The 22145-nt window shown below is 29.0% G+C and carries 26 protein-coding genes; 6 read left to right on the forward strand and 20 right to left on the reverse strand.

Annotation, left to right across the window (positions count from 1 at the left end):
- Window positions 1–98 precede the first annotated feature (98 nt).
- Entirely contained in the window at window positions 99–284 is a 186-nt protein-coding gene (locus tag ACQY5W_RS00470; protein ID WP_428022959.1) for a hypothetical protein, read from the forward strand.
- Between the two features lie 192 nt (window positions 285–476).
- Window positions 477–1325 (forward strand): universal stress protein, encoded by an 849-nt coding sequence (locus ACQY5W_RS00475; protein ID WP_428022960.1) that lies wholly within the window; start codon window positions 477–479, stop codon window positions 1323–1325.
- A 24-nt stretch (window positions 1326–1349) separates the two neighbouring features.
- Here ACQY5W_RS00475 and ACQY5W_RS00480 read toward each other — a convergent pair whose 3' ends face one another.
- The 14 genes from ACQY5W_RS00480 to soxC form a co-directional block, all read right to left on the reverse strand.
- Window positions 1350–2507: an HD-GYP domain-containing protein gene (locus tag ACQY5W_RS00480; protein WP_428022961.1), complete on the reverse strand. Its 1158-nt coding sequence runs from the start codon at window positions 2505–2507 to the stop codon at window positions 1350–1352.
- 5 nt (window positions 2508–2512) lie between these two features.
- Window positions 2513–3298, reverse strand: coding sequence for an alpha/beta hydrolase (locus ACQY5W_RS00485; RefSeq protein WP_428022962.1), 786 nt, complete (start codon window positions 3296–3298; stop codon window positions 2513–2515).
- 12 nt (window positions 3299–3310) lie between these two features.
- Window positions 3311–3748: a DsrE family protein gene (locus ACQY5W_RS00490; RefSeq protein WP_428022963.1), complete on the reverse strand. Its 438-nt coding sequence runs from the start codon at window positions 3746–3748 to the stop codon at window positions 3311–3313.
- 1 nt (window position 3749) lies between these two features.
- Window positions 3750–4199, reverse strand: coding sequence for an MOSC domain-containing protein (locus tag ACQY5W_RS00495; protein WP_428022964.1), 450 nt, complete (start codon window positions 4197–4199; stop codon window positions 3750–3752).
- The gene (locus ACQY5W_RS00500) at window positions 4196–4999 is read right to left on the reverse strand and encodes a thioredoxin fold domain-containing protein (protein WP_428022965.1); all 804 of its coding nucleotides are present in this window, start codon (window positions 4997–4999) and stop codon (window positions 4196–4198) included. Before ACQY5W_RS00500 ends, ACQY5W_RS00495 begins: the two co-directional genes overlap by 4 nt.
- Before the next feature lie 94 nt (window positions 5000–5093).
- A complete protein-coding gene (gene soxB / locus ACQY5W_RS00505; RefSeq protein WP_428022966.1) occupies window positions 5094–6860 on the reverse strand; it encodes a thiosulfohydrolase SoxB in 1767 nt (588 codons plus the stop codon).
- Window positions 6861–6877: 17 nt separating this feature from the next.
- Window positions 6878–7525, reverse strand: coding sequence for a rhodanese-like domain-containing protein (locus tag ACQY5W_RS00510; RefSeq protein ID WP_428022967.1), 648 nt, complete (start codon window positions 7523–7525; stop codon window positions 6878–6880).
- Window positions 7526–7627: 102 nt separating this feature from the next.
- Window positions 7628–8056, reverse strand: coding sequence for a hypothetical protein (locus ACQY5W_RS00515; RefSeq protein ID WP_428022968.1), 429 nt, complete (start codon window positions 8054–8056; stop codon window positions 7628–7630).
- Window positions 8057–8067: 11 nt separating this feature from the next.
- Complete coding sequence (gene soxA, locus ACQY5W_RS00520) at window positions 8068–8979, reverse strand: sulfur oxidation c-type cytochrome SoxA (RefSeq protein ID WP_428022969.1); 912 nt, start codon at window positions 8977–8979, stop codon at window positions 8068–8070.
- Window positions 8980–9026: 47 nt separating this feature from the next.
- Window positions 9027–9329, reverse strand: coding sequence for a thiosulfate oxidation carrier complex protein SoxZ (soxZ, locus tag ACQY5W_RS00525; RefSeq protein WP_428022970.1), 303 nt, complete (start codon window positions 9327–9329; stop codon window positions 9027–9029).
- A 57-nt stretch (window positions 9330–9386) separates the two neighbouring features.
- On the reverse strand, window positions 9387–9839 hold the full coding sequence (gene soxY, locus ACQY5W_RS00530) for a thiosulfate oxidation carrier protein SoxY (protein WP_428022971.1): 453 nt from the start codon (window positions 9837–9839) through the stop codon (window positions 9387–9389).
- A 22-nt stretch (window positions 9840–9861) separates the two neighbouring features.
- Window positions 9862–10212 (reverse strand): sulfur oxidation c-type cytochrome SoxX, encoded by a 351-nt coding sequence (gene soxX / locus ACQY5W_RS00535; protein WP_428022972.1) that lies wholly within the window; start codon window positions 10210–10212, stop codon window positions 9862–9864.
- A gap of 13 nt (window positions 10213–10225) precedes the next feature.
- On the reverse strand, window positions 10226–11410 hold the full coding sequence (locus tag ACQY5W_RS00540) for a c-type cytochrome (RefSeq protein ID WP_428022973.1): 1185 nt from the start codon (window positions 11408–11410) through the stop codon (window positions 10226–10228).
- The gene (gene soxC, locus ACQY5W_RS00545) at window positions 11376–12716 is read right to left on the reverse strand and encodes a sulfite dehydrogenase (protein WP_428022974.1); all 1341 of its coding nucleotides are present in this window, start codon (window positions 12714–12716) and stop codon (window positions 11376–11378) included. Before soxC ends, ACQY5W_RS00540 begins: the two co-directional genes overlap by 35 nt.
- A gap of 306 nt (window positions 12717–13022) precedes the next feature.
- Between soxC and ACQY5W_RS00550 the strand changes: the two genes are divergently transcribed.
- The gene (locus ACQY5W_RS00550) at window positions 13023–14240 is read left to right on the forward strand and encodes a molybdopterin molybdotransferase MoeA (RefSeq protein WP_428022975.1); all 1218 of its coding nucleotides are present in this window, start codon (window positions 13023–13025) and stop codon (window positions 14238–14240) included.
- Window positions 14240–14761 carry a hypothetical protein gene (locus tag ACQY5W_RS00555; protein WP_428022976.1) on the forward strand — a complete coding sequence of 174 codons (522 nt, stop codon included), beginning with the start codon at window positions 14240–14242 and terminating at the stop codon, window positions 14759–14761. The genes ACQY5W_RS00550 and ACQY5W_RS00555 overlap by 1 nt, the downstream gene beginning before the upstream one ends.
- Before the next feature lie 2 nt (window positions 14762–14763).
- Here the strand turns inward: ACQY5W_RS00555 and ACQY5W_RS00560 are convergent, their stop codons facing one another.
- The 6 genes from ACQY5W_RS00560 to ACQY5W_RS00585 form a co-directional block, all read right to left on the reverse strand.
- On the reverse strand, window positions 14764–15303 hold the full coding sequence (locus ACQY5W_RS00560) for a hypothetical protein (protein WP_428022977.1): 540 nt from the start codon (window positions 15301–15303) through the stop codon (window positions 14764–14766).
- A gap of 6 nt (window positions 15304–15309) precedes the next feature.
- A complete protein-coding gene (locus tag ACQY5W_RS00565) occupies window positions 15310–16440 on the reverse strand; it encodes an SO_0444 family Cu/Zn efflux transporter (protein WP_428022978.1) in 1131 nt (376 codons plus the stop codon).
- A 1-nt stretch (window position 16441) separates the two neighbouring features.
- A complete protein-coding gene (rmuC, locus tag ACQY5W_RS00570) occupies window positions 16442–17692 on the reverse strand; it encodes a DNA recombination protein RmuC (RefSeq protein WP_428022979.1) in 1251 nt (416 codons plus the stop codon).
- Complete coding sequence (locus ACQY5W_RS00575; RefSeq protein WP_428022980.1) at window positions 17685–18932, reverse strand: M48 family metallopeptidase; 1248 nt, start codon at window positions 18930–18932, stop codon at window positions 17685–17687. Before ACQY5W_RS00575 ends, rmuC begins: the two co-directional genes overlap by 8 nt.
- Window positions 18933–19003: 71 nt before the next feature.
- Window positions 19004–19483 carry a phospholipase D-like domain-containing protein gene (locus tag ACQY5W_RS00580; protein ID WP_428022981.1) on the reverse strand — a complete coding sequence of 160 codons (480 nt, stop codon included), beginning with the start codon at window positions 19481–19483 and terminating at the stop codon, window positions 19004–19006.
- Window positions 19476–19844, reverse strand: coding sequence for a YbgC/FadM family acyl-CoA thioesterase (locus ACQY5W_RS00585; RefSeq protein ID WP_428022982.1), 369 nt, complete (start codon window positions 19842–19844; stop codon window positions 19476–19478). The genes ACQY5W_RS00580 and ACQY5W_RS00585 overlap by 8 nt, the downstream gene beginning before the upstream one ends.
- 162 nt (window positions 19845–20006) lie before the next feature.
- Between ACQY5W_RS00585 and ACQY5W_RS00590 the strand changes: the two genes are divergently transcribed.
- Both ACQY5W_RS00590 and ACQY5W_RS00595 read left to right on the forward strand, forming a co-directional pair.
- Window positions 20007–21674: a protein adenylyltransferase SelO gene (locus ACQY5W_RS00590; protein WP_428022983.1), complete on the forward strand. Its 1668-nt coding sequence runs from the start codon at window positions 20007–20009 to the stop codon at window positions 21672–21674.
- 78 nt (window positions 21675–21752) lie between these two features.
- Window positions 21753–22142, forward strand: a complete 390-nt coding sequence (locus ACQY5W_RS00595) for a hypothetical protein (protein ID WP_428022984.1) — start codon at window positions 21753–21755, stop codon at window positions 22140–22142.
- Window positions 22143–22145: the final 3 nt, after the last annotated feature.

Here is a 22145-nt window from a genome sequence, read left to right on the forward strand (position 1 = left end):
TTTTAATAAAATAAACCTTTATAATAGTATCATAGGAATTAACTCTATTTTTAGAAAAATTTACTATAATTTCAACAACTAAAAATAAAGAGAATATCATGACTACAGAAGAAATCAAAGAGTTTAAAAATAAAATTAGCGAAACAATTATGCCTATGGCAAAAAATATGAAAGATGACGAAATAAAAGATTTAATAAAACATGTTGAAAAAGAAAATCCAGATTTACCTGAAGGTTTTGGAAATATGCTTTATGAACAAGTATTAATGTTAAAAGATAAATAAAACTAACAACTACTTTTCTCCTTCTTAACTAATTTAAAATTTCAAAAATCAACTTGAATTTTAAATTAGTCCAAAAATTATATAAAATAGCATCTAAAAAAATAAAAAGTTTAATTAAATTAAACTTTTTACTTTTAATTTTGATTGTATTGTGTTAGAATCTGTTTGTAAAAATATACAAAAGGAACTACAATGGAATACAAAAGAATATTTTTCCCCCTTGGAGGAGGAGGAGAACTTAGAAATAGAATTCATGGGGCACTACTAATAGGTAAATACTTCAACTCACATTTAGAGATATTTAAATCTTTAGCAAAACCAAGTAAAATAATGAAATTTGATGACAACTTACCTGAAGAGGTATTAAAAGAGCTAAATGCTATGGCGAAAGATAGATTAACAGAAGAAGTAACTTTGCATGAAACTATTTTTAAAGAAGAAGTTAAAAAAGTTGGTACTACTGTTTCATCAAAATCAAAAAAAGGAATAGCAACTGCTACTGTTGTTACAGGTGATGGTTTTAGAAGTAAATTAATAGAAGAAGAATCTAAATATTGTGATTTAGTAATTGTTTCAAATCCACATGAATCAAGAATAACTGCAACATTTGAAACAGCAGTTACAAAAAGTGGAAAACCAGCACTAATGTTTCCAAGAAAAATGACAAAATTTAGTACAGAAAAAATATTAATTGGATGGAATAACTCACCTGAAGCTTCAAGAGCTGTAACAGAAGCTATCCCTCTTTTAAAGAAAGCTAAAAAAGTACATATTATTTCATCAAAAGAATATGGAGAAGATTTAAATCAAGTTGCTAAACTACAAAGTTATTTAGAAGAACATGATATTGAAGCAAGTTTTGAAATAATAAAAACAACCAAAACACCAGGTCAAGCACTACTTAATTATGCAAAAGAAGGGAAATTTGATTTAATTGTAGCGGGTGCATTTGGTCATAGAGGATTAAAAGAGCTAATGTTTGGTGGAACTACTAAATATATGCTAAAAAATAGTGATATTCCTATATTTATGGCACACTAATAAAAAAGGGTTTTATACCCTTTTTTATAAAACTTTTTCTAAATCTTGAATAATAGATAAATCATAACAATCATCTACTTCTGCACTATTTTTTAAAATAGATATTGCTTCATCTTTACTATAAGCTTTTCTATAGACTTTATTTGAAGTCAAAGCTGAAAAACTATTAACAGCAGCTAAAAGTCTATCTTTTAGACTAAGGTCTTTGCCTTTTAAACTAAAAGGATAACCTTTGCCATTTTGTCTTTCTTGAATTTTTATTGCCCAAGAGCTTATATCATCAAATCCCATAATATTTGTCAATACTCTTTTTGTAAAATATGGATAAGATTTTATATCTTCATATTCCCATTTTTCGAGTTCTGTTTTTTTATTTATAATTTGTGGATCAATACATAATTTTCCAATTCCACATAATGAAGCTGCAATTAAAAATGTAAATTTATCTTTATGCTCAAATTTATAAAAATCTATCATTTTTTCTAAATTAATTAATAATTTACTCTCTTTATTAATAAGTTCAAAAATAGATGATGTGATTTTTAATAACTCTTCAAATTTTAATGTGATTGTAAAATCATATAAATTAGCAAATATAAAATATAATATTTCATTTTCATTTTGTAAATCAAGCCAAAAGTTTATTCTTTCTGATATTAGTAAAAAAATATCAACTAAATCTTTAGAAAAAAGCTCATTTTGACAACTTTTAACAAACTCAATAACTTCAGCCCTATCTTTAACAGCAAGTTGCGATAAGTCAAACCTATTTTCAATGGTAATAGACAAAGATAATATTTGAGATAAAAGAGGTATTTGCTCATCTTTTAAACCATAAATTCCACTTCCATCAAAATACTCATTTTGGTATTTTAAAATATTTTTTTTATCCAATAAAAAAGGGAAAATATCTGCAATATTATTAGAAGCTTCACAATACTCTTTTGATAAATTAGAACTACTTAACAATCCTATAGAATGTAAAAGACTATAAGAACATAAATCACTCATTTCTTGAGGAGTTAAATTTAATTGCTTCCCAATATTTAAGGCAATATAAGTAACCCTTTTTGAATGATTTAAAGGACTAGAACACTTAAATTTTCTCACATAATCAAGAGGCAATGAAAGTGCCAATAAAAAATTATTTAAATTAAAACTAATCTCTTTTTTCTTATCCATATGTACTATTCTTCTAAAAATTTAGTTATGGCTTCAACTGATGTATCACTCATATCTAAATCTAAGTGAACACCATTTTTAACTTTTATCAATTTTGCATCTAAACCTTTTTTAGAAGCTATTTCATAAAAGTCTTTAGTAACATTTGGTTCTGATATTTTATCATTTTCACCATATATAAGTAAAAATTTAGTCTCTTTACTTACTTTATCAATTACGTCAATAATAGATATTAAGCCAGTTGATTTATCTTTTTCATGGATATCGTATCTACCACCAACTAAAACTGCATTTTGAATTAGGTCTGGTTCAAAACCAGTAACTGTTGCTCCCATCATTGCGCCAGCACTATGTCCGATATAAGTAATAGTTTGAGCTTCAAATCTATCTTTTAACTCTTTTATCAAATCCACCAAAAAGTTTATATACTCTTCCTTTGCAGCTAAATTCTTAACTCCTTCATGTGCTAAAGCTGTAAAATTATTTGTAGAAGAATCAGAATATCCAGGAAGAGCAACTGCAACAGTTGTAATATCTGTATTTAAAGCTATCGTTTCAGCAAAAGGAGAATATCTTCCTAATACATTTGTTCCATCAGGCCATGTTCCATGAACAATTATATTTAAATACCCTTCTCTATCACCTTTACTTTTAAAATAATGAATACATTCACCACTAGCAAATAAATAATCTTCCCCCTTTTCTAAACACTCTTCATGACTTATTTTTTCAGCAGATAAATTCAAAGCAAAAAAAATAAAACTAATAAATACTAAAAAAAACTTTTTCATAATTTTCTCCTACTAATAAGCTATTATACCAACATAGCCAGCAACTTTTCGCTCAATTAATTCAACAATCCCTGCTTGAACATATGAAACATCATCAATAAATTCATCTTCATTCCATTTCATTGTTTCCATAGTATTTCTACAACCTATAAATTCCACATCATATTCCATCAAAGAAGTGATTCTATTTAACGTAGCCTTATCATAATCTTTTCTTAAAGCTCTCATTCCATTTCCATAGGTTACAACAACAATTTTTAAAGTCTCACTTGGATACTCTTTTAAAATATTATAAATTGAGCTCAAGTTATGATTTACTTTACTTACATCAGAATCAAATAACTGAAACACAACCCTTCTTGGCTTTTCAAAAGTTGGTTGAGGATCACTAAATGTCGAACTTGCAAAAGTAAAAGTAGCTAATAAAACAAATAAAATAATTTTTTTCATATTACCCCTTTATATATACATCATTATCTTTCTCAATTGTACCATTTTTTAATATTTTACAATACAATCCTCTACAATCTTTTACAATTTTTGGTAATTTTTTATCAAAAATTGACAAATGATTACAAATAGTACACTTTTCTGTAATTTCGATTTCTGCATTATTTATTTTCAATATTGTCCCCACTTCTAAATCATGTGGATTAAAATCAAATAAAATATTTTCTCCTAAACTACCAAACTCCAAGGATATATTGTGTTCATACGATTTATCATAACTATTAATTCCCAAAATCATAACTGTTTTGTCCAAATCTTTTTGTGCAAATTTATCATTTTCAATACCATAGTTTTCGATTAAATTTAAAAAATCTACTTTTGGTCTAGGCATTGAACTTTTTGAATCTTTGTTTGCACGATATGTACCTAAAACTTTTCCCAATAACTTCATTTATTAATATTTTCCTTTAAAATTGCTATAAAATCATCTTTTACCCATGCCCCTGGATAAATATTTAATAGCTTATTTTCATTTGATATAAAGAAAAATGTAGGTGTCATTCCATAAAAATTCTTTTTTAAATCAAAAGGTAACTCTACATTATCAACATCTACTTCTAAAAAAATAAAATCTTTATCAATTAAAGATTGAATATCATCTTTATTTAAAACATTATTTTTCATCTTTTTACAGAAATGACAAGTTTGTGATGTAGCAAAAATTATAATTGATTTATTTTCTTCTTTAGCTTTTTTTAAAATATCTTTTTCATCATAACCCTTTTCTAATACTTTTAAAGCTTTTGGATGGGCTAATTCTCTTTGTTTTTTATATTCCATAAAAAATTGAGCTAAATTTGTAGCTTCATTGTCACTTATTTTTATAGGTTCTTTTTTCTTATAATACTTCGTAATCATTGGATCACAAACACTATTATTTAAATCTGGTTTTGCCAAATAAGACTTTAAAAACTCTTCAATCTCTATTTGTCTCATTTCAGAATCTTCAGGATCTCCAATTTTTTTAGAACTATCCATAATTGCGTAAGCTAACATATTTTCTGTTGGAGTGTCTAAATTATATAAAGTATTCTTTTTTTCAAAAAAATTAGTTTTTAAACTTGATATGGAAATATAAGTACCATGACAAGAAGAACACTTATCATTAAATATCTTTTTACCCTCAATATAATCTGCTTTTAAAAGCAAAGTAAATAAAAAGAGAAAAATTATAACAAACCTAAATATCATCTATCTTCCTTAATTCTTAATTTAAAATAGAGTTCAATAACTACATTTTAAATTGAGAAAAGTACAGTAAAACTGTACTTTTTCAACTAAAAGATTAGATAATACCTGGATTACCTTTTATTCCAATGATATCAGGTGTATCAACTTTTAAATTTTTAACATGTTTAATACTTCTTAAATAAGTTTCAACTGTTTCCCATACTGGCTCACCTGGAGATTGCGCTCCAACTGTTGACCAACCAGCAACTTGATACTCTTTTTTAGCTTGAAGTTTTTCACCATTTCTTGTAAGTGTAATATCAGAAATTCTTTCACCAATTTTAGCACTTGGATTAATCTTATATGAAATTCCGCCAGTTCTTACCATATCTCCACCTTGTTGGTAAAATGGATCTGGATTGAATAAGTTATCCGCAACGTCTTCTAAGATATCTTTTATACCTTGACCAGTTATAGCTCGTCTATAAGTTTCAGGATAAGTCATAGCAGTTTGAGTTGCTAAATCATCAAAAGTAATTGCTTGACCTGGCATTACTGATGTTCCCCATCTAAATCCAGGTGATAAAGAGATTTCAGCATCTTTTACGTCAACTAAAGCATCACATATAATTTGATCCCAAGAACCATTAAAGTTTCCTCGTCTAAATAAAGTATCATCAGTAGTTGCAATTTCTCTCATTAACTCTTTTTTAAATGGAGCTCTTACATCTTCAATGTATTTTTTCATAGCTTTATCTTCAGGAATCAAGTCAGAAAAAATAGGCAATAATGTAAATTTAAAGTCTTTTATTTTCCCTTTTTGAATATCTAAATCAAGAACATTTAAAAACTTACCATTACTTCCCGCATTACAAACATATGTAACACCTTCTTCATTTTTAACAGGAACTGCTTCAGGAACACCATCATGAGTATGTCCACCCATAATAAAATCAATTCCAGTACAAACTTCAGCCATCTTTTTATCTGTATCAAAACCGTTATGAGATAATACGATAACAGCATCAGGTTTTTCTTCATCCCTAACTTTATCAACTAACTCTTGCATTCCCTCATCATCAATCGCGAAAGTCCAATCAGGAATAAATCTTTGAGGATTTGCAATCGTTGTATAAGGGAAAGCTTGACCTATAATTGCAATTCTAGAACCATTTATCTCTTTTATAGTATATGGTTTAAAAGCATGTCCAGTATCTTCATCATAAGCTTCAGCTTTTCCATCAAATAAAGATGATTCTTTTACTTTTACATTTTGCGCTAAAAACTCAGCATTTAGAAGTTTTACATTTTCTAGCACTTCTTGGGCTTTATATGTAAACTCCCAGTGCCCAACAGCAATATCAACACCAAGTAAATTCATAGCACCAACCATATCTTTACCTCTTGTTTGAAGAGCTGTCCAAGAACCTTGCCAAGTATCTCCACCATCTAGTAAAAGAGTTTTTTCTTTTCCAAAGCTATCTCTTAAAAAGTCAACAACTGTTTTAATTTGAGCAAAACCACCAGTTTTACCCATAGCTTTCGCATGTTTTTCAAAGTTTACACAAGAATAAGCATACTCAAGTCTTGCATTTCCTTTTATTCCATAATAATCCAAAAACTTTTCACCCACAATATGTGGAGGTTTACCTAAATTTCCAAAAAGACCAAGATTTACACTTGGTTCTCTGAAATATACAGGTAATAATTGTGCATGAGAATCTGTCATATGCATAAGTCTTGCATTACCAAAAGGTTTTAGCTTATAGTAATCTTCTAACTTACCAGTATTTGTCATTCTTGTATGTGAATTAGCAAATACTGGTGCAGCACCAAGTACAGCCATCATATATACAAATTCTCTTCTACTTAGTTTACTCATATGTATTAACCTTCTAATTATTTACCATCACCAACAACAGTAAACCCTAAAGATGTCCATGCTTGCATTCCACCTCTATAGTATTTTATTTTCTCTGCTGGGTAACCCATTTTTAATAATGCAAATTTTGCATTTTTAACCATTCCAGGAGTTTGTCCACACCAATATCCATTACAATATAAAGCTAAAGTTTTTGCATTTGAAAAATCAAGTGTTCCATCAGATTTTTGAACAACACCCATTTCATCTTCCATCATTTCAATTGCAGTATCTTTTTCATCAAAATTTGTATAAGGTACGTTTATAGCACCTGGAATTCTTAGTCTAGCAAACCATCCTGGTTTTCTTGAATCAATAACAGCAATAGTTTTATCAGTTTGTGCTTTTTTCATAAGCTCAATAAACTCTAACTCACCAACAGTCTCTACACCTGGTGCTAAAACCATAGGTTGAGGCGCACCTCTATCTGTAGTAACATATAAATCAGTGATTTTATTACCTTGTGTTTGATTTCTCATCAAAGTAAATTTTTCACCATTTAAATTCATTTCAATAGACTTAACACCCTTTGAAATCGGAACAAATTTTGCTCCTTCTGCTAAACTTGAACTTATACACAAACTTGAAACCAATGTAGCTATTGCTACTTTTTTTAACATCATCATACTCCACCCCTTAAGTTTTTTTGTTAATCTTTATCTATGTCTTTTTAAAAATTGTGCAGAAAAAAAGCCAAGGCAAAACCTTGACTTTAATATTTTATGTAATTAGTATTTTATACCAACACCTGGCATTGATTGTTTCCAAAATGTTTTTGCTTCATCTTTTTGTTGTAAAGCAACAACAGCAAATCTACAAGCTCTTTGTGCGGCTTCAGTTATATCCATAGTTCCTGTAACTTTTTTCTTTTTATCAACTATTTCAATAGTTTTTGCACCAGATTTAATTCCAGCTTGAACAGCTTCAACATATTGAGAAGCTGTCATACCAAGTCTCATAAATTCAACACCCTCCGCTTTTGCAATAGCATTGTATTCAGCTGCTGTTGTAATAACACTATTTATACCACTTTTCTCTACGCTACAAACTTGATTTAAATCAAGTTTTGCTGCTGTTGCAACGCTTGGTTGAGAAGTACATCCTGAAATAACTGCAGCAATAGATGCTGTTACAATTAAAGTTGTTAATATTTTCATTTTTATTACCTCTACTTTCTAATATCTGGACCATCAATAGCCATACCATTTGACATATAAGACATAAAGAATAACAACTCTTTCATCTCTTTACTTGTATCTTTTGGTGGAACTTGACCTTCATCAACAATACACCCAGACATTCTTCTCTCAGGAGTTCCAAGTCCAGCCCATTTTAATCTATAAACTGGCCATTGAGTCATTTGACCTAAAAGTGGAGAAAGTTTTTCATTTCTAACTCTTTGCCCTGCACCTTGTACATGACATTCAGCACAATTTAGTTTTAAATATCCTCTTTGAGAATAATAATACTCTTTCCCTCTTTCATACGCAGCAGCGGCTTCAGCACTATTAATTTTTACATCAATTTTTTGTTCTGCTTCAACTGATTTAGTAGCAAAAAATGCTTGTAATTTAGCCATGTCACCTTTTTGTGTATTCCAAGCTTTTTCACCATTTGTAGTTAAACACTCATTTACAGCTTGAGTTAAACTAACTACTTCTTTTCTTTTTTCATCAAAATAAGGATAACTTGCCATAATTGCAGGGTTTGGGAAACATGTTGCCATTGATTTACCATTTGCAAATTGTTTCTCATATAATTTTGCACCAGCATCAACATCATCTTCATATGGTGGCATCTCTTTAATCTCTTCATATTGAGATTTTCCATCTTTATTAAAAGAATAAGAACCTAAAGCAAAATCAGCATGCTTAAGACCTTTTTCAGATTTTTCTAACTCTTCATCAGTAGAGTATGGGAAAAATGTATTTTTATTTTTCAAAGGGTCTTCAAATTTTGCTTCAAAATATTTAATTACTTCTAATCTATCTTTCTCAGCTTGTGCAGAATAATTAGTTGCATGTAGTGCACTAACTGTCAATGCAGCTAAAGCTGTAGTTTTTGCAATTTTTAATAACATTTTATCTCCTTGTCATTATTAAATATTAGCTACGTTTGTGTAGCTAATTATTTGATTGTTGCTGTGTCAGTTTGCTTATTACCTTTTAAATCAGTCCATGTAAAAGTAAAATCATCCCCTGATTTTCCTGGGAAATCAAATTTTATATATGGATTTTTTGATAAAAATTGACTTGAAGACATTTCAAATACTACATTACCTTTTGAAGTTGCTATCATACTTGTGATAAAATTCACCTCTTTTTTAGCTTTTTTTGCTTCTGCATAACTTAGCATTTCATGATTAGCCATAACTTTTGCTGTTACTACACCATTTTTTTCTTTAACTTTTATTCTAGATTTTTTAGCCATTTTAATTCCTTTTTTTCTATATATTATTTAAAATTTATTTGTGGAGTTGGAATTAAATCAACCACCACATCCACCAATAGTTACTTTTACTTCTTTAGAAGCAGAATATAATTTACCATCAGCTTCAACAACAGCAGTTACTTTTCCAGTTTTAGCCATTTTTATTCTTATTGAATAATCTATGATTCCACCTTTTGGAACAGTAAATACAGCAACAGTAGCTTCTGGATTTGCATCTTGGAATATAGCTACTTTAGAACCAGCTAATTTAGAAGATACAGTAACAGGGATAACAGCACCATTTTCAGCGATATCTGGAGCTTTGATTTTAACTTTTGATTCACTAGTTGTTGTAGTTCCAAAAAGTTCTTTCATCGCTTCATCAACTTTAGTTGCTGTCCAAGCTTTTGGTTTTGTAGCTCTAAAATCAACTGCACTTAATGTAGTTGGTGCCAAAGAAGCAACCGCTACAGCACCTAATCCTAAACCTAAAAAATTTCTTCTATTCATTTTATTTCCTTTATTAAATATATTAATTAATTGTTTTTAAATAAGCCACTAAAGCTTTTATTTCACTATCACTTAACCAACCATTTTTTCCAAATGCAGGCATTTGCGAAATAGGATTTGTAGTATAAGGATCATAAATTTTGTCATATAAAGCTTGTTCTGGCCATGCAGAAAGATATTGTAATTTAGGCCCCATACTTCCTGGCCCATCAATATTTTTACCATTTACGGCATGACATGCTAAACAATTTCCTAAATTTTTAGTATTAAAGATTTTTTCACCTTTTGCCACTAAATCAGCATTTGCAAATGTACTTGAAACAAGTACACCAGTAACAGCCGATGCCATTAATATGTTTTTAATCAATTTCATCTATTCTCCTTTGTTATTTGCTTGAGTCAATTATATAGTCTACCACTTTTTTAAACTCATCATCAGATAAAACAGTACCACCTTTTGGAGGCATTGCATTTATTCCATTGATAGCATTTTTATAAACAGTATCCATACCTTTACTCACAACCTCTGTCCAAGCATTTTTATCTCCAAATACTGGTGCGCCAATAGCTTTATTTGAGTGACATGCTGAACAATATGTATCGTAATTCCCTGAAACAACTGGATCTTTCCCTGAGTTCTCACTTACAGGTTCTTTCCAACTTCTTTCAGCAGTAATTGGTTGATTAGCATTTGGTGCTAAATCAACATTTATTCTCATCAAAAGTTCCTTAACATCACCTTTAATACAATCTTTCATACATCTTGTACCAGTACCATAGATTTTAGGGTTAGATAATAATTTAGTTACTTCGTTAAGTCCATCACGTGGGTCTTTTGTATTAACATTAGGATAAAAACCATCTTCATTTGGAAGTTTTATTTTATGAAAATTTTCTTTATTTAATACAAATTCAGAATCCATTTCTTCACCATCTACTTTTATATCATTAACTGAAAGTAAAAAAGCAGTAATTGCATAAACTTCACTATTTGTTAAAGTTTTAGGTGCAGTAAATGGCATAGAGTCTTTAATATACCAAAAAAGTGTACTAGCATATGGCCAATAAGAACCAATAGTTTTTAATGCAACATTTGGATTAGGTGCTTTATCAGCAGGATTAAGTCTTTGAATAACTAAATCAGCTTTTTTACCACCTGAAAGAGTAGGATAACCTTTTCCTCCTGCACCAAATTCACCATGACACATACCACAGTTCTTATCATAAAGTTCTTCACCCCATTCTACAGAACCTTCTGCAATCTTTGGCTTACCATCTTCCATAACTGGTTTACCTTTTTCTGTATCATATTCTGGTAAATCTTTTAAATCTGGTTTTACATCTACATTCCAAATATTAATTTCATTTTTAGTAGCTGCTCTTCCATTATTATATTTCACATTTTGTGTATTGATATGATAAGGACCATATTTACCATCTTTAGTTGGATATTTTACAGCACCATCAACAGATGACTCATTTGCTACAGCAGAAGCAGCAAATAAAGAAATAACTCCCAATGAAAGAAGAGTTGTTTTAAGCTTTTTTGTTGTGTTTTCTAATTTGAACATTATTACACTCTCCTTTACTAGTAATTTCCCAAGTTACAATTGCATTTCTATGATAAATTGATTCAACACCAACAGCACTTGTTTCTTGATCAATTGTTGGTTGGATATTTCCAAAGTCATCTCTAGATCTACTAGCTAATAAAAGTGGCTTACCATTCCATTTGATAACATAAGAAAATCTTGTCCAAGATTTTGGAAGAACTAAACCTTTTAAGCTAGCTTCAACCCAGTTATCTCCACCATCAAGTGAAATATCAACACCTGTAATAGTACCATGACCAGACCAAGCAATACCTTCAATTTCTACCATATCACCTTTTTTTAAGTGAGTCCAAGGTTTTTCAGGACATGGACTAGTAATTACCGAGTTAACTTCATTTACCCAGAAAAATCTAATAGCTTTTCCACCAGGTTGAACCATAGTATATTTAGATGTTTCTTCTTTTGAATGCCAAGGAGTATCAGAGAACTCTAATCTTCTTAACCATTTAGTATTTAAGTTACCTTCCCATCCTGGAACAATAAGTCTTACAGGATAACCTTGTTCTGCTCTAAGAGCTTCACCATTTTGTCCCCAAACAACCATTACATCGTCTAAAGCTTTTTCAACTGGAATAGATCTTGGATTTGATGCGTTATCACTTCCTTCAGCAAGCATCCATACTGCATCTTTTTCTAATCCAACATCTTCAAGAATAGTTTTTAACATTACTCCAGTCCATTGTGCAGCACTCATAAGCCCCTTCATAAACTGCAATGAGTTAAACTGTGGACCTCTCCATTCAGGAGCACCATTTGCAGGACACTCAATAAAATAAATTCTTGATTCACTTGGATATCTTTTTAAATCATCTAAAGTTAAAACAATTTCTTTCTTAACTTTTCCGTGAATCATTAATCTCCACTCTTTTGGATCAATATGAGCTGTACCCCCATGATCTCTTACAAAGAACAGACCATTTGGTGTTACAATTCCTTCTGATTCATGAATTGGACTCATTGAAACAGAAGCATAATAATCACCTGAAGAAAACAATGAATGTGTTCTTCTTATATTATTATGCTCATATGGCGAAGGTAAACCGTATAAATTTTTATCTACAGGATCCCCTAATTTTTGCCCCCACGGTGCTTCATTCATAATTGCTGGATCATCCGCTTTAACTTTTACAGGCGCTAAAACATTTGCTGCAGCAATTGCACCAGCAGAATAAATAGCAGTTTTTTTGAAAAAACTTCTTCTACTAAGTTTTTCTTCTTGAGTAGAAGTTTCATTTTCATTAAAACTATCAGTCTTACTTGTCATTTATCCTCCTCATGATAATTGAAAAATATAAATAAAATTTATAAATATAGTTAAAAAAATATTTATAAATTACTTATACTTATAGATATTATAAACAGCCATTATATAACTATAAATTATATAATCGTTGACATATTATTACCATTTTTTATGAGGAAGTCAATTATTTTTTGCAATTTATATAAAAAAAAGTAATATGCTATGTTAATGCTATTTTAGGGGTAAAAAATCACCATATAAATAGCTTATAAAGTTAATTTTTTTATTGATTATGATAATATCATTTTCTAAAAAAGGGAGGAATAAATGTTAAATTTTATAAATTATGAAGAATCTTTAAATATATTAAATAATTTTATTTTAAAAGAAAAAATAAAGGAAAAATTATTTTTAACAAATGCAATAGGAAGAGTTTTAGCTACAGATATAATTGCAAGTGAGAATTCACCTGCATTTGTAACGTCAGGGATGGATGGTTATGCTATTAAATATGAAGATCAAAAGTTAGTTAATTTAAAAATCATAGATAAAAATCCTGCAGGAAATGTTGTAGAATCAAAAGTAGAAAATGGTGTATGTATTAAAACTTTTACAGGCTCTTTAATGCCAGAAGGTTCTGACACACTTATTCCAATAGAAAATGTAGAAGTTATAGGAGACTCTATAAAAATTATTGAAAAAGTGCCACAAGGTTTTGCAGTAAGAGAAGTTGGAGAAAACTACAAAAAAAATGAAGTTCTTATAAAAAAAGGTACAACTATAGGTTTTGCAGAAATTGGCGTAATGGCATCATTAAATATTGCACAAGCAACTGTTTGTTCTCAAGTTATTGTAAGTATTGCAAGTACTGGAAGTGAAATTCTAGATATTGGAGAAACACAAACTAATATTGCACAAATAAGAAGTTCAAATCATCTTACTGTTGAAGCATTAGCAAAAAAAGCAGGTGCAAAAACTATTCAAATGGGTGTTATCAAAGATGATATGGATTCAATTACTCAAATGATGAAAACTGCCTTAGAAAACTCTGATATTGTTGTTACAACAGGTGGTGTTTCAAAAGGTGATTATGATTTTGTACAAGATGTTGTAAAAAAAGAGCTTGGTGCAGAAGTTTTATTTCATGGAGTGACAATTAAACCAGGAGGTCCAATTCTAGTTGCTAAGAAAGGTGAAAAACTTATTATTTCTTTACCTGGCTTTGCATATAGTTCAACGGTATGTGCAATACTTTATCTTCTGCCTATGATTTATAAATTTGAAGGTTCAAATAGAAAACTTCCTATTGTAAAAGCTAGAATAAATGAAAACTTTCCTATGAAGATGAAAAAAACTCTGTTTACAGCTTGTAATGTAAAATATGAAGATGGTGAATATAAAATTGACTTTGAAGGAAAAAGAAAAGGGACAAGTGCAATATTGACAAATATGCTTGGTAGCCCTGCTCTACTTATACAAAAAAGAGATAGTGCTGATATAAAAGCTGGTGAATTAGTTGATATATTATTACTAAATGATTTATAATGTTTGAACAAATTATTATAGTATTGATGGGAATACTATTTTTAATAGTACTTCCTATCATGTCAACAATTAAATACTGGAATTATAAACCTTATATAAAATATGCACTTTCGCTTATATGGATATCATATATAGTTATATTTTACGAAGTTTTTTTTCCAAGGGATAGTTATTATATAAATAATTTAAAAAGCTTTTCAAATATTGAATTCACTAATGAAACAAAAATCTTAAATAGTTATACTTCTTTTTTAAATATAAAAGGAGAGTACTCTTCTTGTGCTATATTTGAAGTTACTAATAATGAAAAAAATATCTTAAAGAATCTAAAAAAAGATAAAATGATTTCTTTACCAGATTTCAATGACCATTGTACTAAAATAATAAAAGAACAATTTAAAAATGATAAGCTAATCACTTTTAAATCAATTGATGAAAAAAACCTTAAACAATGGGGATTTTTAAAAGATAGCAATAAAATTTTTATTTATCATAAATATTTTGGTATGACAAATAAATAAAACTATTTTAACTCTACCAATGCTTCTATCAATGAAGCATTGATTATAGAACAAATAAATTTAACTGTTCCACTCCAACCTATATCTTCTATCAAATCATCTACTTTTTGATAATTTGATTCCATAGTTGGAGCTGAATTTATCAAATCAAGTATTAAATTAAAAATATCATTGTCATTTATTTTACATAATTCTAAAATATTTGTTTGAACTTTTAAATCACCAAAGCCATGATTATCTTCACCACTTGTAAAGTTTTCTACTAGATTACCAAAAACATGAAGTGTTCTTCTTAAACCACTTTTGATAAGTTCCATTTTAAAACATAAATCAACTTTTGAAGAATAAGACATATTTGGTAATTCTGCTGTTTGTGATACTTGAGCAAGTTTATGTTTTAAAAGTTGATTTAAAGTATCTTCTATAATTGATACAGAAAGTACAATCGTATCTCTATCACTTTTATTATTTACTTTTTGGGTATAAATTTTTATATTTTGAGAAAATCTTTCATTTATATCTAAGTTTTTATCTAAAATCATTTTTTCTCAGTTCGAACAACATGTTGCACCTTTTTTTGGAAATTTTAATCTATATAAATGATAAACAATAAGTATCAACATAGCTAGGGAAGCCAAAGATTTAAAAATATTTGATTCGTCCATATCATGTGAAATAGATAAAACTTCAAGATTTTGAAAATATAAATCAAAAATGAATCCAAAAATTAAAGACATAATACATATAACTGATACATAAATTACAAGAGAAGTACGTCCTAGCATTTTATATACTACACTCATAGTAACAGCACTAGTTGCTGGTCCTGCCGTTAAGAATATAAAAGCTGCCCCTGCACTCATTCCGTGCAACATCAATGCAGCTGCAATTGGTAAAGAAGCTGTTGCACAAGTATATAAAGGAATAGCTACAATTAAAATTACAAAATAAGTTAATATCTTGTTATCAAAAAGTAGTTTTGCATACTCTTGAGGCATAAAAGTTGTAAATAAAGCTCCTAAAATAAGCCCTATAAGTAAAGATTTTGCCATATCAGAAAAAAGTGTTCCATAACCATAACTTAATGCACTTTTTAAAGAAAAAGGTTTTTTAGCTTTTGAAGAACTATCACAACATGAACTTGAGCTACAACAAGAGCCTTTATTTTCACTGCTAGGATTAATTTGAGGTTTAAATGTAGCATTTACACTAAAAGAACTATTTGGAGCAAATGCTTGAAAAGAAGGTTTTATTTCAACTTTTTCTTCTTTTTCTACAAAATTTTGTACTAATCCAACTATTATTGCAATGATTACTGAACTAACAAGCCTAAAAATAGTAAAAACAAGTCCAAAAAATGAAAAAGTAGCCAAAATAGAATCCACGCCAGTAATAGGCGTAGAAATTAAGAAACTTTGTATAGAACCTTTACTTGCACCCTCTTTTTTTAAGCCTTGTGCCAAAGGTATAACAGAACATGAACAAACAGGTAATGGAATTCCAAAAATTGTTGCTTTTATTACAGATGTTGTGGAGTTTGTACCTAAATGTGAAGATATAAAATCATCAGGTATTAACTGTTTTAAAATTCCAGCTATAAAAAGCCCAAGTATTACATAGATACTCATAGCATCTAAAAGTTTTAAAAGATTAAGTACAAACTCTAATATTAGTTCCATTTTATTCACCTAGTAATTTACTTTCATCAATACTCTTTTTGGCTTTTACACCCAACTCTTCAAACTCTTGTGCTCGTTTTAAGAGATTGCCTTTTCCAACACTTAATTTATTGATAGCTTCATCATATGATTTTTTTGTTCTATCTATGTGAGTACCAATATTTTCTATATCTTTTACAAAAGCTGCAAACTTATCATATAAATCAGCCGCTTTTTTAGAGATAATCAAAGCATTTTCATTTTGATGTTCATATCTCCAAATATTTTCTATGGTTCGTAGAGTCACAAACAAAGTTGATGGAGATACAAGCATAATATTACTTTCAAATGCTACTTTGAAAAGATTACTATCCTTTGAAGCTGCTAACATAAAAGCACCCTCAATAGGAATAAATAGCAAAACAAAATCCAAAGTCTTTAAATCACTTATTTCATCATAGTTTTTAGAACTAAGTCCTTTAATATGAGAATAAATAGATTTTACTAACTCTTTGGCATACTTTTCTTTTAAAATTTCATCTTCACTTTCCACATAGTTTGTATATGCAAGAAGTGATACCTTAGAGTCAATTATGACATCCTTTTCTTGTGGAAGATGTACAATTACATCTGGACGTAGTCTTTTCCCTTCTTCTGAAGTAAAACTTCCTTGTGTAGAGTACTCTATTCCTTCTCTAAGACCTGTTTGCTCCAAAATCTTAGATAAAATCATCTCACCCCAATCACCTTGGGTTTTATTTTCACCTTTTAAAGCTTTTGTTAGATTTATTGCATCTTGGGAAATTTGATTGTTTAAATCTTTTAGGTTTTTAATCTCTGTTAAAAGAGTAACCCTTTGTTTTGTCTCATCATTATAAATATCATTAACTCTTTTCCCAAAAGTATCTAACTGCTCTTTAAATGGTGTTAAAACTTGATTTAGGTTTAGTGATGATTTTTTTGAGTTCTCTTCAAATAGTTTATTTGCCAAAGATTCAAACTCTAGTTTCATCTGTTTTTTTGAGTCTTCTAAAAGCTGTAGTTTTTCATCATAAGATTCAATTCTTACTTTAAACTCACTATTCATAGCCTTTTTAGACTCTTCATATCTAATCTTCTCAAACTCTAGTTTTTGAATAATCTCTTTTTGAATAGACTCTTTTTCAAAAACTAAAGCCGATAGCTTTTTTTCATATACTAACTTCACTAAAAAATATGTAATTAGTATAGAGATTAAAACTACAACTATAAAGATTAGAATTTCATTAGACATTTAAATTAAACTCATCTTTCATGGCATCTTCATCCTTTGAGTGAACATCAAAACCTAATTCTTTAAATCTTTCCACTAATGGTGGATGAGAATAATAAAAGAAAATATACAAAGGATGAGACAGCGGAAATGATTTATTCTCATTTGCAAGTTTTAATAAAGCACTTACTAAATCCTCTTTTGATTGTAAATTTGAACCAAACTCATCGGCTGCATATTCATTATGTCTTGAAATAAGAGATATCAATGGCATAAGAAAAAATGAAAGTATCGGTGAAAACATCAAAAATACTACAATAATCCCATATGGTTCATTTGAGATGTCCAATCCTAAAAAGATTTCATCCCCTAAGTTTCCAAAGATAGCAAAAAATGCAAACATAACAAATCCCATGATTCCTATATTTTTTAAGATATCTCCATTTTTGAAGTGTCCTAACTCATGCCCTAACACTGCAAGTAATTCATTATGAGATAGTTTTTCAATCAATGTATCAAACAAGACTACTCTTTTAGTGCTTCCAAGTCCTCCAAAATAAGCATTAAGCCTATTATCCCTTTTACTTGCATCTACAGAAAATACACCAGAACTTTTAAATCCTACTTCTTTTAGAAGATTATTGATTTTTTCTTCTAGTTCTTTGTCTTTCAAAGGCTCAAATTTATCAAACATCTTATCTCTAATCACTGGATAAAGCATATTAATTAAAATAATTACAGCAAATATAAAAACAAAGCCCCAAATCCACCACATAGGAAAAGACTCAATTATAAACGAAATACCTGCAATAACTAAAGAACCAGCAACTAAAAATATAATCCCTGTTTTAATAGTATCCATAATATATAGTTTCGCAGTCATATTTGAAAAACCATATTTTTTATTTAATTTAAAAGTTGAGTATAAGTCAAATGGTAAACCTAAAATCCAATTGATAATTATAAAAGCATCTACAAATATAATAGCTTTCAGCCAAGACTCTTGAACAGTAATCAATGAGTCCAAAAAACCTAGTCCAAATTTTATCCAGAAAAAGAAAATCACAAAATCATATAAAGTAGAAACTATAGAAGCTCTTTCTTTTTCTACAGCATATTCAGCTGCTGTTTCATACTTATCACTTGACAAAATTACAGGTGACAATTTTTTTGCATTTTGGATAAAACCAACTTGCATAAATGAGGTATAAATATTTACTATAAAATAAAAACAATAAGCAATAACAAAAATTTCTAACACTAAATTTCCTTTTTAAATTTTATATATTTTATCCGTTTGAAACTTGCATAGTAGTAAAAAAATAATAGTAATTAATAATTTTTTTCCAAAGAAGAAAATATAGTTTTTATTTTTTCTATTTCATCTTTTTCTGAAGTTAAAAATATAAGTTCATAATTATCTTCAAAAGACTCTTTTGTCCAGTTCGCAGTTCCAAAAATTGCTATCTTTTTATCCACCATCAAAAGCTTTAAATGGTTTTTTCTATCTAAAATCTTGTATTCAATACCATTTTCTTTTAATATTTTATTGATTTTATCACTTTTCTTAAATTTAGCTTTATCTAAATAAATCTTTACTTTTAGCCCTCTTTTTGAGGCATTAATTAAGCTATCTATAAGCTTTTTATATGATAGATTATACATCGCTAAGTCTATAGAACTCTTAGAATTATCTATCAATGATATGATTTTATCCCTAGATTTTTTTGCCTCTTTTGGCAAAAAATAAATTTCACTACTAGCAAAACTACAGCTAAAAACTAGCAAAAATATTAATAAAAATCTAATCATTTTTAAACACTTCAAACATATCATTTGGTATTTTTGATGGCTTGCCATCTTTTAAATATGCAACTTTTACTTTCATAGAAAAGAGTAGTTTTTCATCTTTAAATATCTCTTGGTTTAACACTAATGAAGCAGATTTTTTTTCCAAAAGAGAAGTTTTTATAAAAAGTTCATCTCCAAAAAGTGCAGGACTTATATAGTTTGCTTCAAGTGATTTTACAACAAAAAATTCTCTAGGCTGATGTGGAGTTAATCCCTTTTGAAAAAAAAGCTCACTTCTAGCTCTTTCACAAAAGTTTAAATAATTGGAGTGATAAACAACTCCACCACAATCTGTATCTTCATAATATACTCGTATTTTCACTCGATAACTCCTAAGAAACTTTCTTTAATTTTGAAGTATTTTACAGTTACTCTTTTAAAGGGTTGGTTAATATTAAATTTTATTTTAACTTTGTTATTTGATATTTCTTTTAACTGCTTATGATAATATTGGAAAAAATTAATAAGAAGAAATATAAATAATATGAAAAACAAAAAAATCAATACCCTTGAAGAACTAGCTAAATTAGCTGATTACTCTTTTATAAATACTCTTGTTTGTGATCCTATAGCAAACAAAGATGGAAAAAACTTTTATCCTAGAGAGGTTTATAATGGACACTATGTACCAGTAATCCCTACCCCTATAGAAAATCCAAAATATATTACCCACAGTAAAACTTTTTTTGAAGAGTTGGGATTAGCTGACTCGTTAGCACAATCTGAAGATTTTATGAAAATGTTTAGTGGTGATACGGCAAATGTTCCAAAGCCATTGCATAATATTGGTTGGGCATGTGGATATGCCCTTTCCATTTATGGGAGAGAATATTATCAACAGTGTCCATTTCAAACAGGAAATGGATATGGCGATGGAAGAGCTATATCTATACTTGAAACAGTCATAAATGGTAAGCGATGGGAAATGCAACTAAAAGGTGGAGGAAAAACACCATATTGTAGAGGTGCAGATGGTCGTGCAGTTTTAAGATCAAGTATTAGAGAATTTTTAGCACAAGAACTTATGTATGCTTTAAATGTACCAACTTCTCGTTCTTTGAGTTTATATACTTCAAACACTGAAACAGTGAGCCGTCCTTGGTTTACACAAGGTTCTTATTCTAAAGACCCAGAAGTTATGATAGAAGAAGCTGTTGCTATAACTACCAGAATTGCACCATCTTTTATTAGAGTTGGTCAGTTAGAACTTTTTGCTAGACGTGCACGAAAAAATGAACACCCAAAAGCAAAAGAAGAGTTAGAACAAATTGTATTACATGCCATAAATAGAGAATACAAGGAGCAAATAGATATCAGCTTACCACTAGAAGAAAAAATACTTTTATTTGCAAAGTTATTTCGTGAACGGCTAACTTTATTGGTAGCAAACTGGATAAGAGTAGGATATTGTCAAGGAAATTTTAATAGTGATAATACTGCTGTTGGAGGATTTACTTTAGATTATGGTCCATTTGGATTTATTGATATGTTTGACCCTAACTATCAGCCATGGACTGGAGGAGGAAAGCACTTCTCATTTTTTAATCAGCCTGAAGCAGCAAGACAAAACTTCAATATGTTTTGTAGCGCTTTAGCACCACTACTTGAAGCATATCCAAATGCCTTAGAAAATTTGGCTACTATTAGAAATAATTTTGCAAAAGTAATGGTAGAAAAATTACAAAAGATGTGGGCTTCTAAACTTGGACTAAATAAATTTGATGAAGAATTATTTAACTCACTTATATCCCTTATGATTGAAACAAAAGTTGACTATACAATATTTTTTCGGGAGTTATCATCTATTCCAGAAGATATCTCTACTCTAGAAAAAAGTTTTTATTATCAAATAGATAATGAAAATATCAAAAATAAATGGAAAGATTGGCTTAAAAACTGGAAATCAAAAGTTAATGCAACATCAAAAGAAATGAAAGCTATAAACCCTAAATATACCTTAAGAGAGTGGTTTTTAGTTCCAGCTTATGAAGAGGCTAAAGATGGTGATTACACTTTAATACATGAATTGCAAAATATAATTGCAAATCCATATGATGAACAATCTACTGAAATAGAAAAAAAATACTATAGAAAAAAACCATTAGAGTTTTTTGATATAGCGGGGATTTCCCATGTTAGTTGCTCTTCTTGATTTTACCCTCTTTACATAATTAAAACCTAAATATGTTAAAATCAACTTTTAGATTTTAATATATTTCAAGGTGTTTATGTGTCTATATTTGCTTTACAATCTTTAGCTGGTGGATTTCTAGATGAAGATTTACAACATTTTAATAAAAAATTTGATGATTGGTGTATTCAATTTGATAATTATGAAGATGCCATGGATATAATGCAAACCCTTGAAAATCAAGAGGCTATTGATATAGTTGAAATCACACCTTTAACTTATCCTAAATACTTTTTTACCTCATTACAAGGTACTGTTTATACAACACGACAAATTGAAGATAAGATTATTTGTGTTGTAGAACCATATATGGGTTCTAGTTTTAAAATTGCAATCTGTGATCTTAAAACAAAAAAAGTAACGCTAACAAAAACTTCTTATAAAAATATTCCAAGTGTTGAAAGTGCTTTTGCTAATTTTGGAGAATAAATT

Origin of the sequence: Arcobacter sp., assembly GCF_050300555.1 — a bacterium.
In the GTDB taxonomy this organism is placed as follows: domain Bacteria; phylum Campylobacterota; class Campylobacteria; order Campylobacterales; family Arcobacteraceae; genus Arcobacter.

Coding starts and splice junctions, on each gene's coding strand:
- ACQY5W_RS00470 (WP_428022959.1), top strand. CDS start 99: ATGACTACAGAAGAAATCAAAGAGTTTAAAAATAAAATTAGCGAAACA.
- ACQY5W_RS00475 (WP_428022960.1), top strand. CDS start 477: ATGGAATACAAAAGAATATTTTTCCCCCTTGGAGGAGGAGGAGAACTT.
- ACQY5W_RS00480 (WP_428022961.1), bottom strand. CDS start 2,507: ATGGATAAGAAAAAAGAGATTAGTTTTAATTTAAATAATTTTTTATTG.
- ACQY5W_RS00485 (WP_428022962.1), bottom strand. CDS start 3,298: ATGAAAAAGTTTTTTTTAGTATTTATTAGTTTTATTTTTTTTGCTTTG.
- ACQY5W_RS00490 (WP_428022963.1), bottom strand. CDS start 3,748: ATGAAAAAAATTATTTTATTTGTTTTATTAGCTACTTTTACTTTTGCA.
- ACQY5W_RS00495 (WP_428022964.1), bottom strand. CDS start 4,199: ATGAAGTTATTGGGAAAAGTTTTAGGTACATATCGTGCAAACAAAGAT.
- ACQY5W_RS00500 (WP_428022965.1), bottom strand. CDS start 4,999: ATGATATTTAGGTTTGTTATAATTTTTCTCTTTTTATTTACTTTGCTT.
- soxB (WP_428022966.1), bottom strand. CDS start 6,860: ATGAGTAAACTAAGTAGAAGAGAATTTGTATATATGATGGCTGTACTT.
- ACQY5W_RS00510 (WP_428022967.1), bottom strand. CDS start 7,525: ATGATGATGTTAAAAAAAGTAGCAATAGCTACATTGGTTTCAAGTTTG.
- ACQY5W_RS00515 (WP_428022968.1), bottom strand. CDS start 8,056: ATGAAAATATTAACAACTTTAATTGTAACAGCATCTATTGCTGCAGTT.
- soxA (WP_428022969.1), bottom strand. CDS start 8,979: ATGTTATTAAAAATTGCAAAAACTACAGCTTTAGCTGCATTGACAGTT.
- soxZ (WP_428022970.1), bottom strand. CDS start 9,329: ATGGCTAAAAAATCTAGAATAAAAGTTAAAGAAAAAAATGGTGTAGTA.
- soxY (WP_428022971.1), bottom strand. CDS start 9,839: ATGAATAGAAGAAATTTTTTAGGTTTAGGATTAGGTGCTGTAGCGGTT.
- soxX (WP_428022972.1), bottom strand. CDS start 10,212: ATGAAATTGATTAAAAACATATTAATGGCATCGGCTGTTACTGGTGTA.
- ACQY5W_RS00540 (WP_428022973.1), bottom strand. CDS start 11,410: ATGTTCAAATTAGAAAACACAACAAAAAAGCTTAAAACAACTCTTCTT.
- soxC (WP_428022974.1), bottom strand. CDS start 12,716: ATGACAAGTAAGACTGATAGTTTTAATGAAAATGAAACTTCTACTCAA.
- ACQY5W_RS00550 (WP_428022975.1), top strand. CDS start 13,023: ATGTTAAATTTTATAAATTATGAAGAATCTTTAAATATATTAAATAAT.
- ACQY5W_RS00555 (WP_428022976.1), top strand. CDS start 14,240: ATGTTTGAACAAATTATTATAGTATTGATGGGAATACTATTTTTAATA.
- ACQY5W_RS00560 (WP_428022977.1), bottom strand. CDS start 15,303: ATGATTTTAGATAAAAACTTAGATATAAATGAAAGATTTTCTCAAAAT.
- ACQY5W_RS00565 (WP_428022978.1), bottom strand. CDS start 16,440: ATGGAACTAATATTAGAGTTTGTACTTAATCTTTTAAAACTTTTAGAT.
- rmuC (WP_428022979.1), bottom strand. CDS start 17,692: ATGTCTAATGAAATTCTAATCTTTATAGTTGTAGTTTTAATCTCTATA.
- ACQY5W_RS00580 (WP_428022981.1), bottom strand. CDS start 19,483: ATGATTAGATTTTTATTAATATTTTTGCTAGTTTTTAGCTGTAGTTTT.
- ACQY5W_RS00590 (WP_428022983.1), top strand. CDS start 20,007: ATGAAAAACAAAAAAATCAATACCCTTGAAGAACTAGCTAAATTAGCT.